Source organism: Pontibacter coccineus (genome assembly GCF_030546575.1).
In the GTDB taxonomy this organism is placed as follows: domain Bacteria; phylum Bacteroidota; class Bacteroidia; order Cytophagales; family Hymenobacteraceae; genus Pontibacter; species Pontibacter coccineus.
In genome coordinates this window covers 22,540-35,863 of record NZ_JAUOTN010000010.1, presented here as the reverse complement: position 1 = coordinate 35,863, position 13,324 = coordinate 22,540, and the positions used below count along the sequence as shown (strand labels likewise).

Sequence of the window (13,324 nt, the reverse complement as noted above, 5' to 3'; positions counted from 1 at the left end):
CCGGTGTTAGAGAAATTAACCGGGTTTTCTGACGCCCGCATGCCAATTGGCCCACATGAAGAAACTAGATAAGCTAATACTTAAATCATTTGCCGGCCCTTTCTTCCTCACGTTTGCCATCGTGGAGTTTATTCTGCTCACGCAGTATATGCTCAAATACCTTGATGAACTGGTAGGAAAGGACCTGGGATACGATGTTTTTGCAGAGCTGCTGTTTTATTTCAGCATCAACATGGCGCCGGTAGCACTGCCGCTCGCAGTTTTGCTTTCGGCTCTGATGACCTTCGGTACGCTGGGGGAGCACCACGAGCTTACTGCCATCAAAACGTCAGGTGTGGCTCTGCCGCGTATTTTGCGTCCTGTCGCCTTTTTTGTGATCGCGCTTTCCATCGGGGCTTTCTTTTTCAACAATTACGTGGTTCCGAAGGCGAACCTGAAGGCCTATAGTCTGCTATGGGACATCAGGCAGAAAAAGCCGGCTATGAACTTCAAGGAAGGAGCTTTTTACAACGGCTTGCCTGGCTATAGCATCAAGATCAACGAGAAACTGAACGATGGCCGCTCCCTGCGCGACATCATGATCTATGACCACTCCAAGGGCGGCAACAACACCACCGTGATACTGGCTGACTCGGGTCAGATGTATACCGAATACAATGACAATTACCTTATTCTCGAATTGTTCCGCGGCAATACCTACGTCGATCAGAATAACGGGGGATTCCGAAATTCATCAGAGCAGTTTGTGCGCGAAAAGTTTGATGCCACCAAAATCATTTTCAGTCTGGCGTCTTTTGAGCTGGGTCGCACCCGTGAAGAGCTTTTTTCAGACAATAAGATGATGAAGAACATCGGGCAGCTGACGTCGGTGACAGACTCGCTGCGTAACTCCGGTGCGCGGGAGCGTCGGCTGTACGCCCCGAATGTGGATCCGTTTTACATGTATTTCAAAGCGGATACGGGGCAGGTGAAGAACGGCTTGCCGCTCACCAAAGTGCTGCCAGACTCTGTGCATGAGAAAAAGACACTGCCACCCATTACGGCGGACGTCATGCTGACAGCAGCCAATAAAGCCCGCAACGTGAAGAGCTTTACGGATAGCTACAGAGAGCGTGTGACAACGCTAAACCGGGACGCGAACAACTACGAAATTGAGATATGGCGCAAGTATACTCAGTCCTTCGCCATCGTGATCATGTTTCTGATCGGAGCGCCGCTGGGAGCTATCATTAAAAAAGGGGGCCTGGGCGTACCCGTGATCATTTCCATAATGTTCTTTATCGTGATGTATGTGCTGGGCATACTGGGAGAGAAGTGGGCTCGGGAGGGGCTGATCTCGGTGGAGGCAGGAATGTGGGGCGCGAACGCCATCCTGCTGCCGATAGGCATGTTCTTCCTCTACCAGGCACAGAACGACTCTAGCCTGCTCGAAATAGACTTCTGGCGCAAACTGATGACCCGTTTAAAGCGCAGCAAAATATAGCGCTGCGCCAAAATAACTCGCTGCAAAAAGTTTTTTAATATAGATATTTTATTTAACTTTGCGGCTTATACGGGAAACTATCCACTGATTATAACAGATTGATATTTTTTATACGCAATGAAATTAACTACTGAAGCGAAACAAGAAATTTTTGAAAAGCATAGCCTGACCAAGTCTAAAACAGACACAGGTTCTGCAGAAGGCCAGATCGCGCTGTTCACTACGCGCATTGCTGATCTGACAGAGCACCTGAAGGTTCATAAGAAAGACTTCGGCACTCGTCTTGGTCTTCTTAAGCTGGTAGGTAAAAGAAGAAGACTTCTGAACTACCTGCAGAAAAATGACATTGAAAGATACAGAGCGATCATCGCCGAGCTTGGTATCCGTAAATAAGCTTATAGAAAAATAGGGAATTTCTGACAGGGATTCCCTATTTTTTTCTATTCCTCTTTATATTCCCCTTCCTCTTTGCCAGTACCCCAGCAGCGGCTGCAAACGGTAGCGCTGTTCTATTTGATGCTAAAAAATAATAATTGAAGATGTCACAAAACGCGATCACAAAAACAATCTTTCTTCCGGATGGCCGGGAGATCATTATTGAAACTGGTAAATTAGCCAAGCAGGCCGACGGATCTGTCGTAGTGAAAATGGGTAACACCATGTTACTGGCAGCTGTTGTTTCTAACAAAGAAGCCCGTGAGGGAGTTGACTTTCTGCCCCTTTCTGTAGACTATCAGGAGAAGTTTGCTTCTTCTGGCAAGATTCCGGGTGGCTTCCTCAAAAGAGAAGCACGCCTTTCTGACTACGAAATTCTGATTTCCCGTTTGGTAGACCGTATCCTGCGCCCCATGTTCCCGGGCGACTACCATGCCGAAACGCAGATGACGATAAATATGATCTCTGCTGATGCTGAGATTTTGCCGGATGCGCTTGCCGCCCTGGCAGCTTCTGCAGCGCTGGCAGTTTCTGATATTCCTTTCAACGGACCTATTTCTGAAGTTCGCGTAGCGCGTATCGACGGTCAGTTTGTTATCAACCCAAAAGCTTCTGACCAGAAGAGCGCAGACATCGACATGATTGTGGGTGGCTCAATCGACAGCGTGGCGATGGTTGAAGGCGAAATGAACGAGGTTTCTGAAGAAGAGATGCTCGAAGCAATCGCTTTCGCACACGAAGCCATTAAGGTACAGTGCCAGGCGCAGATGGAGCTAGCCGAAATGGTTGGCAAACTGCAGAAACGCGAGTACTCACACGAAACACACGACAACGAGTTGCGTCAGAAGGTATACGCTGCCACTTACGACAAGGCTTATGAAGTTGCCAAGCGCGGCAGAGCCAACAAGTCTGAGCGCAAGGAAGGCTTCGCTGCTGTGTTGAATGAATTCGTAGAGTCGCTGGGTGAGGACCATGGCTATGACATGGGCCTGATCAAGACCTACTACCACGACGTAGAGAAAGACGCCGTTCGCAAGATGATCCTCAATGACCGTGTGCGTCTAGATGGCCGTCAGCTGAATGAGATCCGCCCTATCTGGTCAGAGATCAACTACCTGCCAGCTACGCACGGCTCTGCCGTTTTCACACGCGGTGAGACACAATCTCTGACTACAGTAACGCTGGGTACTAAGCTAGACGAGCAGATGATCGACAGTGCGATGGTATCCGGATACAACAAGTTTTTGCTGCATTACAACTTCCCAGCTTTCTCAACAGGTGAGGTAAAGCCAAACAGAGGTCCTGGCCGTCGTGAGATCGGTCATGGTAACCTGGCACTCAGAGCGCTTAAGAAAGTGCTCCCTGCAGATTCTGAGAACCCATACACTATCCGTATCGTGTCGGACATTTTGGAGTCTAATGGTTCTTCTTCCATGGCGACCGTATGTGCCGGTTCACTGGCCCTGATGGATGCTGGTGTTCCTGTTAAGGATGGCGTTTCAGGTATAGCCATGGGCTTGATCACGGACGAGAGCACAGGCAATTTTGCTGTTCTTTCTGACATCCTGGGCGACGAAGACCACTTGGGTGACATGGACTTTAAAGTGGCTGGTACCAGCAAAGGTATCACGGCCTGCCAGATGGACATCAAAGTACAGGGCTTGTCGCACGATGTGTTGAGCCAGGCACTTGCTCAGGCAAGAGAAGGTCGTCTTCACATCCTCAATGAGATGAACAAGACCATATCTTCACCTAACGTTGACTACAAGCCGCACACGCCACGTTCATTCAACATCGTTATCGACAAGGAGTTCATCGGTGCTGTGATCGGACCAGGCGGAAAGGTAATTCAGCAGATCCAGAAAGACACAGGTGCTACGATCATCATCGAAGAGAAGAACGAAAAAGGCCATGTGAACATTTTCGCCAGTAACCAGGAATCTATGAACAGTGCCGTGAGCAAGATCAAAGGGATCGTGGCACAGCCTGAGATAGGAGAGGTTTACATTGGAAAAGTGAAATCCATCCAGCCTTACGGAGCCTTCGTAGAGTTCATGGCAGGCAAAGACGGTTTGCTGCACATTTCCGAAATCAAGCACGAGCGCCTCGAGACCATGGACGGCGTGCTGGAGATAGGCGAAGAAGTGAAGGTGAAACTGATCGACGTAGACAAGAAAACTGGTAAGTTTAAGCTGTCACGCAAGGCTATTCTTCCTAAGCCAGGCGCAGAAGCGCAACAATAATCCTAAAATCTTATACTCCTGATGCCCGTTCCGTATAAGGCGGAGTGGCGTCAGGAGTATTATGTTTTGCCGTGGCGTAAAAGCTTCTTGATTTTAATCTTAAAATGTAAGAACTTTGCGCGATTTTCTGATGTTACCACTCCGAGCCCGGAATTAAGATTTTCACATTTTTTGTAATAACAACATACTCTGATGAGACAACTCAAGATAAGCAAACAGATCACCAACCGCGAAAGCCAGTCGCTGGACAAGTACCTTCAGGAGATTGGTAAAGTCGATTTGCTTACGCCGGATGAGGAGGTATCACTTGCTCAGAGAATCAAAGAGGGAGATCAGTTTGCACTTGAGAAGTTGACCAAAGCCAACTTGCGTTTCGTTGTGTCGGTGGCCAAGCAGTACCAGAACCAGGGCCTATCATTAGGCGACCTTATCAACGAGGGAAACCTGGGTCTGATCAAAGCGGCCAAGCGTTTCGATGAAACAAGAGGTTTTAAGTTCATCTCATATGCAGTTTGGTGGATCCGTCAGTCTATTCTGCAGGCACTTGCCGAGCAGTCTCGTATTGTGCGTCTGCCGCTGAACCGTGTTGGTTCTCTTAACAAGATTTCAAAGTCATTTTCTGAACTGGAGCAGAAGTTTGAGCGCGAACCATCTCCTGAGGAGATCGCAGAGGTGCTCGAACTGACAACTGCAGAAGTGGTTGACACGCTCAAGATCTCCGGACGTCACGTATCAGTAGACGCTCCGTTTGTGCAGGGTGAGGAAAACCGCCTGCTGGATGTGCTGGAGAACGAAGACGAAGAATCACCTGACACAGGTCTGATGAACGACTCGCTTCGCAAAGAAGTGCAGCGTGCCCTTTCTACCCTTACTAAACGGGAAGCTGATGTGATCACGCTTTACTTTGGTCTGAACGGTGAGCATTCGCTGACGCTGGAGGAGATCGGAGAGAAGTTCAACCTGACCCGTGAGCGTGTTCGCCAAATCAAGGAGAAAGCTATCCGCAGACTGCGTCATACTTCCAGAAGCAAAGCACTGAAGCCTTACCTCGGTTAAGCCCACAAAATCACTACAAAGAGCCCTGTCCGAAAGGTCAGGGCTCTTTGCATTTCCGGCAAAGGACACCTGCCGTCTGCCGGGTTTGCACTAATTAACACAGGAAGTATGCAGGCAGAGCATCATATTTTTTGTATACTTGCAACCAATTTCGAATAAGCCTCACATAACATGGAAATAGAAAAAGTAAAATGCCTGATTATCGGCTCAGGCCCCGCTGGTTATACAGCAGCTATCTATGCTTCCCGTGCCGGACTTAACCCCGTGCTGTACCAGGGATTGCAGCCCGGTGGCCAGCTTACCATCACCAATGACGTAGAGAACTACCCTGGCTACCCGGACGGTATCAACGGCCCGCAGATGATGGAGGACTTCAAGCGCCAGGCCGAGCGCTTCGGAACCGACGTCAGGTATGGCATCGCGACAGCCGTGGACTTTTCTTCGCAGCCGCACAAAGTAACAATTGACGAACAGAAGGTAATTGAAGCGCATACCGTGATCATTTCCACCGGTGCTTCGGCCAAATGGTTGGGTATGGAGTCAGAAGCCCGCCTGAATGGCAGCGGGGTTAGCGCCTGTGCCGTTTGCGATGGTTTCTTCTATCGTGGGCAGGATGTGGCGATTGTGGGCGCCGGGGACACGGCAGCTGAAGAAGCAACTTATCTTGCCAACATCTGCAGCAAGGTATACATGATCGTGCGTCGTGATGAGATGCGTGCCTCTACCATTATGCAGGAACGGGTGAAGAAAACCAAAAACATTGAGATACTGTGGAACGCAGTAACGGACGACATCCTGGGTGAAAACGCTGTGGATGGAGTGCGTGTGCGCAATGTACTAACGGACGAGTTGCGCGAGATTCCTGTAAAGGGCTTTTTCGTGGCGATCGGGCATCAGCCAAACTCCGGTATTTTCGCTGACTACCTGAACCTGGATGAAAACGGTTATATCCGTACGATCCCGGGCACAAGCAAAACCAACATTGATGGCGTGTTTGCCTGCGGCGATGTGCAGGACTTTACCTACCGCCAGGCCGTAACAGCAGCCGGTTCGGGTTGCATGGCCGCCCTTGACGCTGAACGCTATCTGTCTGCGCAGGATTTGCATTAAATTTACCAGCTTGTTATACCTGTCAGGCGCAATTTGTTTTGACGAGGCAGGAGATGACCACAATAAAATGGCGTGGCTGTAGTTTACTTTGCGACATTGAGCTTAAGAATCTGCTCCGCCTAATATTCAATACAATGCTAAAGTATAAAGCACCCCTTACGATTGCACTCTTTTTGCTTAGTCTCGTTCTGGGGACCGGCAGTGCCTTTGCACAGGGAAAGGTCAAAGATCTGTTTAAGGTAAAGTCGCCAAAGATAGATTATGTACGACCTGACACCACCATTTTGATCAAATACGAGGAGTTTCCAGAGGATGATTCGGATGCCGGCAAGTCTATTTTCTTCAACCCTAAGAAACAGCTTTCCATTGTCAGTGAAGACACGTCTGAACTTGACTTAGGGGAGCAGCACATTGTAGAAGTGTCAGAGGAGGTGCTCATCGACTCTACCTGGATCAAAATTGCAGGCTACTATGCCATTTGGGATACCCGAAACATCAATCCCTACCGTATGGATGGCCGTCAGTTAAAAGACACAGTGGATATAACGCTGTATGACCCAAGGGTCAAGCGCGATTACAAAATGCCCTTGGAGAAAACGCCTGTGACGAGCCGTTTCGGCCACAGAGGGTATCGCTGGCACTATGGCACTGACATCGACCTCAACACCGGCGACTCTATTTATGCCGCTTTTGACGGGGTCGTACGCATTAACAAGTGGGATGGCGGTGGATATGGTAATTACATCGTGCTGCGCCATTACAACGGCTTGGAGACACTTTACGGCCACATGAGTAGAACCATTGCGGAGACTGGACAGTTTGTGAAGGCGGGCGAAGTGATCGGTCTTGGTGGTAGCACCGGCCGTAGCTCAGGCCCACACCTGCACTACGAGGTACGCTACCAGGGCAACCCACTGGATCCGGAACTGATGTACGACTTTCCGGACTACCTGCTCAAAGGACAAAGCTTCGTCATCACGTCGGCCCTATTCAATTATTACAACAAGTCGAAGGGCAGCAGTGGCGGTTCACGCAAAGCAAGCTACCACAAGGTGCGGAGCGGCGATACGCTGTCAGGTATAGCCAAGCGCTATGGTGTTTCTGTTAGCCAGATCACTAAACTGAATGGGATTAGCGCACGTACGACCCTAAAAGTTGGGCGTTCGCTCCGAATCAAATAAGTAAGCAACTGATAATGAAGTTAGATATACTTGCCTTTGCCGCACACCCGGATGATGTAGAGCTTGGCTGTGCCGGAACGCTGATCGCCCATATTGCAGCTGGTAAAAAAGCGGGGGTGGTAGACCTGACGCGTGGAGAGCTTGGCACGCGCGGCACACCGGAAGAGCGCCTGGCAGAAGCAGAGGACGCCGCCCGGATCATGGGGCTTTCCGTGCGTGACAACCTGGGCTTTGCGGACGGTTTTTTCGCCAACGACAAGGCACATCAGCTGCAAATTGTGCGCAAAGTGCGGCAGTACCAGCCTTACATTGTATTGATGAATGCCCTGCACGACCGTCATCCAGATCACGGACGGGGGGCGGCGGCGGTGGCGGAGGCCTGTTTCCTGGCTGGACTCAAAATGATTAAGACCCTGGATGATGCAGGGGTGGAGCAGCAGGCCTGGCGCCCGAAGGCTACCTACAATTTCATACAGGACCGGTACATCAAGCCTGATTTTGTGATGGATGTGACACCTTATTGGGAGAAAAAGCTAGAAACCATCCGGGCGTTCCGAACCCAGTTTTACAACCCGGATGATAATTCGCCTAACACTTATATCTCATCGCCTGAGTTCCTGGACTTCATCGAATCCAGAGCCCGTGAGTATGGTCACGCCATTGGCGTAACCTTTGGCGAGGGCTTTACCTCAGCCAAGCAAGTAGGGGTTCGCAATCTTTTTGATCTGGTTTAATTATTTAATAGAGCATAAACAGAAGGGGCCGGTCAATTGACCGGCCCCTTCTGTTTATTTATGATTAGGCTAGGCTATACCTGATTATACCCTGTTTTTGCGCCAGTTAAAAACAGTGCTGTTCTGAGTGCCGGTGCTCGTCGCGCTCACTTTGGGTTTGTTATTGCCTAACAGCATTGCCGCCAGTACAGCCGAAATTTCTTCCGCATCTTCCGTTGGCTTAGGCTCCAGTACACTTGGGGTAAAGTAGCGCTCAATGAATTTGGTGTCGAAGTTACCGGAGACGAAGGCCTCATGCTGCAGCACAAATTTGCCAAAAGGAAGTGTGGTCTCTATACCTGTGATCTTGTACTCGTCAATCGCTCGGAGCATTTTTTCGATGGCTTCCTGGCGGTCTTTCCCAAACGTCACCAGTTTCGCGATCATCGGGTCGTAGTAGATCGGAATGTCCATGCCTTGCTCAAAGCCATCGTCAACGCGTACGCCAAGTCCCTGTGGTCTCACGTAGGTTTCCAGGCGACCGATGTCTGGCAAGAAGTTGTTGGCAGGGTCTTCGGCGTATACCCGCAGCTCCAGCGCATGGCCGTTTATCTGCAGGTCTTCCTGACGGAAATGCAGTGGGTTGCCCTCTGCGATCAGAATCTGCTCTTTCACCAGGTCAAGGCCCGTGATCTGCTCTGTTACCGGGTGCTCTACCTGCAGGCGGGTATTCATTTCGAGGAAATAGAAGTTCAGGTTTTCATCCACCAGGAACTCTACCGTGCCAGCCCCAACATAGTCGCAGGCTTTGGCCACGTCCACGGCGCAGCGGCCCATTTCATCGCGCAGTTCGGGAGTAAGAACTGCAGAAGGCGCTTCTTCGATCACTTTCTGGTGACGGCGCTGGATGGAGCACTCCCGCTCAAACAAATGCACGATGTTGCCGTGCGTATCGCCCAGCACCTGTATTTCGATGTGACGGGGAGAACCGATGTATTTTTCGATAAATACGGAGCCGTCGCCAAAGGCGGAAGTCGCTTCGCTGACAGCCAACTTCATCTGCTCTTCGAACACCTCCACACTTTCCACCACGCGCATCCCTTTGCCACCGCCACCGGCGCTGGCCTTGATCAGGATCGGGAATCCAACGTTTGAGGCGATCACTTTGGCTTCCTCGACATCGGTTATCGCTTCTTCTGTGCCCGGCACCATAGGTATCTTATACCTGGCTACGGCAGCTTTGGCGGCCAGTTTGCTACCCATCAATTCGATGGCCTCGGGGGAAGGGCCGATGAAAATAAGACCAGCTTCCTGCACCTGACGGGCAAAATTAGCGTTCTCAGAAAGAAAGCCATAGCCCGGGTGGATCGCATCTACCTGCAGTCGTTTGCAGACATCGATGATCACATCGCCTCGCAGGTAAGATTCATTTGACTTGGGACCGCCTACGCAAACGGCTTCGTCGGCGTAGCGCACATGCAGGGCGTTGCGGTCGGCCTCGCTGTAGATGGCTACCGTGCTGATACCCATTTCTTTGGCAGAGCGCATGACACGCAGGGCGATTTCACCACGGTTGGCTACCAGTATCTTATTGATTTTTCTCATGCTGCAGCTAAGCTTTATTTTTCTTCAAAGAAACAGCATAACAGGCAAACTTAAAAATGAGCTGCCGAAAAAGGGGAGGGAAGAGTATTAGAAATTGTTTATGAATCTATAAAATCATAAATTTGCAGGCAGTATAATATGAACTGAATATATAGTATAACCTACTACATAAAATCCTTAAATTATCCCGTAACTTAATTAAACACAAGGTGGATTTATTTGAAAAGTTGTTGACCAACAGAGGTCCGTTAGGCAGCCACTCACACTATGCGCATGGCTATTTCACGTTTCCAAAGCTTGAAGGGGAAATTGCCCCGCGTATGAAGTTCAGGGGCAAAGAGGTGCTTACCTGGAGCCTTAACAACTACCTGGGCCTGGCAAACCACCCGGAAGTGCGCAAAGCTGATGCCGAAGCCGCTGCGGCCTGGGGCATGGCGACGCCGATGGGTGCCCGCATCATGTCTGGCAACACCAATTATCATGAGCAACTGGAGTCGGAGCTGGCGGATTTCGTGCAGAAACCGGACGCCCTTTTGTTGAACTTCGGTTATCAGGGTGTCGTGTCTATTATCGATGCGCTGGTTGACCGCCACGATGTGATTGTATACGATGCCGAATCGCATGCCTGTATCATTGACGGTGTTCGTCTGCACCAGGGCAAACGCTTTGTTTATTCGCACAACGACATGGCTAGCCTGGAGAAGCAGCTGGAACGTGCTACGCGTTGGGCTGAAAACACGGGTGGCGCCATTCTGGTGATCACCGAAGGTGTGTTCGGTATGTCCGGTAACCTGGGCAAGCTTGACGAAGTGGTGAAACTGAAGGAGAAATTCAACTTCCGCCTTTTTGTGGATGATGCACACGGGTTTGGTACTATGGGTAAGACAGGTGCCGGTACGGGTGAGCATTTAGGCTGCCAGGACGGTATAGACGTTTACTTCTCTACGTTTGCCAAATCCATGGCCAGCATCGGTGCTTTTGTTGCCTCTAACGAGCAAGTGGTAGAGTACCTGCGTTACAACATGCGCTCTCAAATCTTCGCCAAGTCGCTGCCAATGCCATTGACAATTGGTGCCATCAAGCGCTTGGAGCTGCTGCGTACTCAGCCGGAACTGAAGGACAAGCTATGGGAAGTAGTACATGCCCTGCAGTCAGGTCTTCGTGAAAAAGGCTTCAATATCGGTACAACGGAGTCACCGGTTACACCTGTGTTCCTCAACGGTCAGATTCCTGACGCTACGCAGCTGACACTCGATCTGCGCGAGAACTACAGTATCTTCTGCTCGATCGTGGTTTATCCTGTTGTGCCGAAAGATGTGATCATGCTCCGCCTGATCCCAACCGCTGTACATACCCTGGACGATGTAAAAGAGACGATCGACGCGTTTGAAAAGATTGCACAAAAACTAGATAAAGGCCTATACTCCAAGTCAACAGTATCTGTTTAATTTGCTCTGGAGGCCTATATTAAAGTTTGCTAATCTTTGCATGTTATCATTTAATGTGTATATTGGAGCAGTAAAAACAAATGTTTCACTATAATTAACACCTCAAATGAACAACAACTTTAGCAAACTCAAGGACCTTGTAATGTCGTTGGAAGCTGACTTCGAAAAATTCTATGACAAAAACAATGCAGCTGCAGGTACGCGTGTACGCAAAGGTATGCAAGATCTGAAAAACATGGCGCAGGACATCCGTAAGGAAGTTCAGGACATGAAGAACAGCACTCCAGAGAAGAAATAAGCTTCTTAAAGCACAAAAGAAACAAAAAAGGTGATCTGTAAAGATCACCTTTTTTGTTTCTAAGCTGCTGATTATTAGTTAATTAACAGATACCAGGTAATAGTTTTTCTTTCCTTTCTGCACCACCAGGTATTTTTCCTGCAGCAGCTCGTAATTCACGGGGTCTTCCGTACCCTGAATCTTTTGGCGGTTAATACTCACGCCTCCGTTCTTAATCATGCGCTTGGCCTCGCCCTTCGATTCGAAAATCTGGCCTCCTGTCACTTCAGAAAGCAGATCGCTTACTGTAGCTGCTCCTTCGTAGTTGTTTCTGCTCACTTCAATCTGGGGTACGCCTTCGAATACAGAGAGCAAAACATCTTCTTTTAGGCCTTTTAGCGTCTCTAAATCGCCTTTTCCAAATAAAATTTCGGACGCATCGACAGCTGATTTGTAATCTTCTTCTGAATGCACGCGAATTGTAACATCTTTAGCCAGGGCTTTTTGCAATACACGCAAATGAGGGGCTTGTTTGTGCTCTTCGGTTATGCGCTCAATCTCGTCCTGCGGAAGCAGCGTGTATACCTTGATCAGCTTTTCAGCCTCTTCATCTGACAGGTTCAGCCAGAACTGGTAAAACTTGTAAGGGGAGGTATAAGCTGGGTCGAGCCATACGTTGCCACCCTCTGACTTGCCGAATTTAGTACCATCCGCTTTTGTCACCAGTTTACCAACCAGGGCGAAGGCCTTGCCTTCATCGATGCGACGGATTAGCTCGGTGCCTGTTGTGATGTTGCCCCACTGGTCGGAAGCACCCATTTGCAGGCGCACGTTCTTATTCTTGTAGAGATGGTAGAAGTCGTAACCTTGTATGAGCTGGTAAGAAAACTCGGTAAAAGACAGGCCCTCGGCACGGTTACCTTCTTCGTCGGCGCTGATACGCTTCTTCACCGAGTCTTTGGCCATCATATAATTCACGGTAAGGTGCTTGCCCACCTCACGCAGAAAACCCAGGAAGCTGAACTCTTTGAACCAGTCGTAATTGTTCACGATCTCAGCCGCATTCTCGCCACAGTTGAAGTCCAGGAACTTCTCGAGCTGCCTGCGTATACCTGCCTGGTTGGCCTGCAGGGTCGCTTCGTCGAGCAGGTTTCGCTCGGCCGACTTGCCGGATGGGTCACCGATCATCCCGGTCGCACCGCCTACCAGCGCGATCGGCTTATGTCCGGCACGCTGCAGGTGTACCAGTAGCATAATCGTAGCCAAGTTGCCAATATGCAATGATGAGGCCGTCGGGTCAAAGCCGATATAACCCGTGGTCATACCGGAAGCCAGTTGTTCTTCTGTACCAGGCATGAAATCGTGGAGCATGCCTCTCCATCTTAATTCTTCTATCAGATTCATGTAAGCCTAAAAAATCGTCAGTTCAGGGCAAATATAGGAAAGAGTTGGCAGATTCATGGTCAGTAATTCCCTCACGAGTGAGCCGTTCCGTTGATATTGTTTGGGTATAGGCTTGCCGTAAGCAGCAGGAACTTTACTTACAAAAGTGTATCAGGTGTCACTACTGTTTTCCAGGTATAGTAATGTAGTAACTACATAACTATGTGGCTATACCTGCGGAAGGTACTTCATCAGCGCTCGATCTGTTAGCATTATGCTATACCTTTTAAGTTGTTTTGTACCAGTTATAATAAATAGATTCTTAGTGTTTTATATGAATCTGCTTCATGTTTTAGTTGATTAATTTCAGTTGGCTTGAGATGATGTGGA

At 49.4% G+C, this 13,324-nt stretch carries 11 protein-coding genes; 9 read left to right on the top strand and 2 right to left on the bottom strand.

The window, feature by feature from the left end:
- Nucleotides 1–55 precede the first annotated feature (55 nt).
- The 7 genes from Q4E40_RS18800 to bshB1 all read left to right on the top strand — a co-directional run bounded on the left by Q4E40_RS18800 (nucleotide 56) and on the right by bshB1 (nucleotide 8,242).
- Complete coding sequence (locus tag Q4E40_RS18800) at nucleotides 56–1,483, top strand: LptF/LptG family permease (protein WP_303414397.1); 1,428 nt, start codon at nucleotides 56–58, stop codon at nucleotides 1,481–1,483.
- A 117-nt stretch (nucleotides 1,484–1,600) separates the two neighbouring features.
- On the top strand, nucleotides 1,601–1,876 hold the full coding sequence (gene rpsO, locus Q4E40_RS18795) for a 30S ribosomal protein S15 (RefSeq protein ID WP_303414394.1): 276 nt from the start codon (nucleotides 1,601–1,603) through the stop codon (nucleotides 1,874–1,876).
- A 146-nt stretch (nucleotides 1,877–2,022) separates the two neighbouring features.
- Nucleotides 2,023–4,161 (top strand): polyribonucleotide nucleotidyltransferase, encoded by a 2,139-nt coding sequence (gene pnp / locus Q4E40_RS18790; protein WP_303414393.1) that lies wholly within the window; start codon nucleotides 2,023–2,025, stop codon nucleotides 4,159–4,161.
- A 192-nt stretch (nucleotides 4,162–4,353) separates the two neighbouring features.
- Nucleotides 4,354–5,217 (top strand): sigma-70 family RNA polymerase sigma factor, encoded by an 864-nt coding sequence (locus Q4E40_RS18785; protein ID WP_007656436.1) that lies wholly within the window; start codon nucleotides 4,354–4,356, stop codon nucleotides 5,215–5,217.
- A gap of 171 nt (nucleotides 5,218–5,388) precedes the next feature.
- Nucleotides 5,389–6,327 (top strand): thioredoxin-disulfide reductase, encoded by a 939-nt coding sequence (gene trxB, locus Q4E40_RS18780; protein ID WP_303414388.1) that lies wholly within the window; start codon nucleotides 5,389–5,391, stop codon nucleotides 6,325–6,327.
- Between the two features lie 134 nt (nucleotides 6,328–6,461).
- The gene (locus Q4E40_RS18775) at nucleotides 6,462–7,508 is read left to right on the top strand and encodes a peptidoglycan DD-metalloendopeptidase family protein (protein ID WP_303414385.1); all 1,047 of its coding nucleotides are present in this window, start codon (nucleotides 6,462–6,464) and stop codon (nucleotides 7,506–7,508) included.
- Between the two features lie 14 nt (nucleotides 7,509–7,522).
- On the top strand, nucleotides 7,523–8,242 hold the full coding sequence (gene bshB1, locus Q4E40_RS18770) for a bacillithiol biosynthesis deacetylase BshB1 (protein ID WP_303414384.1): 720 nt from the start codon (nucleotides 7,523–7,525) through the stop codon (nucleotides 8,240–8,242).
- Between the two features lie 84 nt (nucleotides 8,243–8,326).
- Here bshB1 and accC read toward each other — a convergent pair whose 3' ends face one another.
- Nucleotides 8,327–9,826, bottom strand: coding sequence for an acetyl-CoA carboxylase biotin carboxylase subunit (accC, locus tag Q4E40_RS18765; RefSeq protein WP_303414383.1), 1,500 nt, complete (start codon nucleotides 9,824–9,826; stop codon nucleotides 8,327–8,329).
- 209 nt (nucleotides 9,827–10,035) lie between these two features.
- On the opposite strand from accC, the gene Q4E40_RS18760 reads away from it, so the two are divergent.
- Both Q4E40_RS18760 and Q4E40_RS18755 read left to right on the top strand, forming a co-directional pair.
- The gene (locus Q4E40_RS18760; protein ID WP_303414380.1) at nucleotides 10,036–11,274 is read left to right on the top strand and encodes an aminotransferase class I/II-fold pyridoxal phosphate-dependent enzyme; all 1,239 of its coding nucleotides are present in this window, start codon (nucleotides 10,036–10,038) and stop codon (nucleotides 11,272–11,274) included.
- Nucleotides 11,275–11,380: 106 nt separating this feature from the next.
- The gene (locus Q4E40_RS18755) at nucleotides 11,381–11,572 is read left to right on the top strand and encodes a histone H1 (protein WP_116543523.1); all 192 of its coding nucleotides are present in this window, start codon (nucleotides 11,381–11,383) and stop codon (nucleotides 11,570–11,572) included.
- A 78-nt stretch (nucleotides 11,573–11,650) separates the two neighbouring features.
- Here Q4E40_RS18755 and tyrS read toward each other — a convergent pair whose 3' ends face one another.
- A complete protein-coding gene (tyrS, locus tag Q4E40_RS18750) occupies nucleotides 11,651–12,955 on the bottom strand; it encodes a tyrosine--tRNA ligase (protein ID WP_303414376.1) in 1,305 nt (434 codons plus the stop codon).
- Nucleotides 12,956–13,324 lie beyond the last annotated feature (369 nt).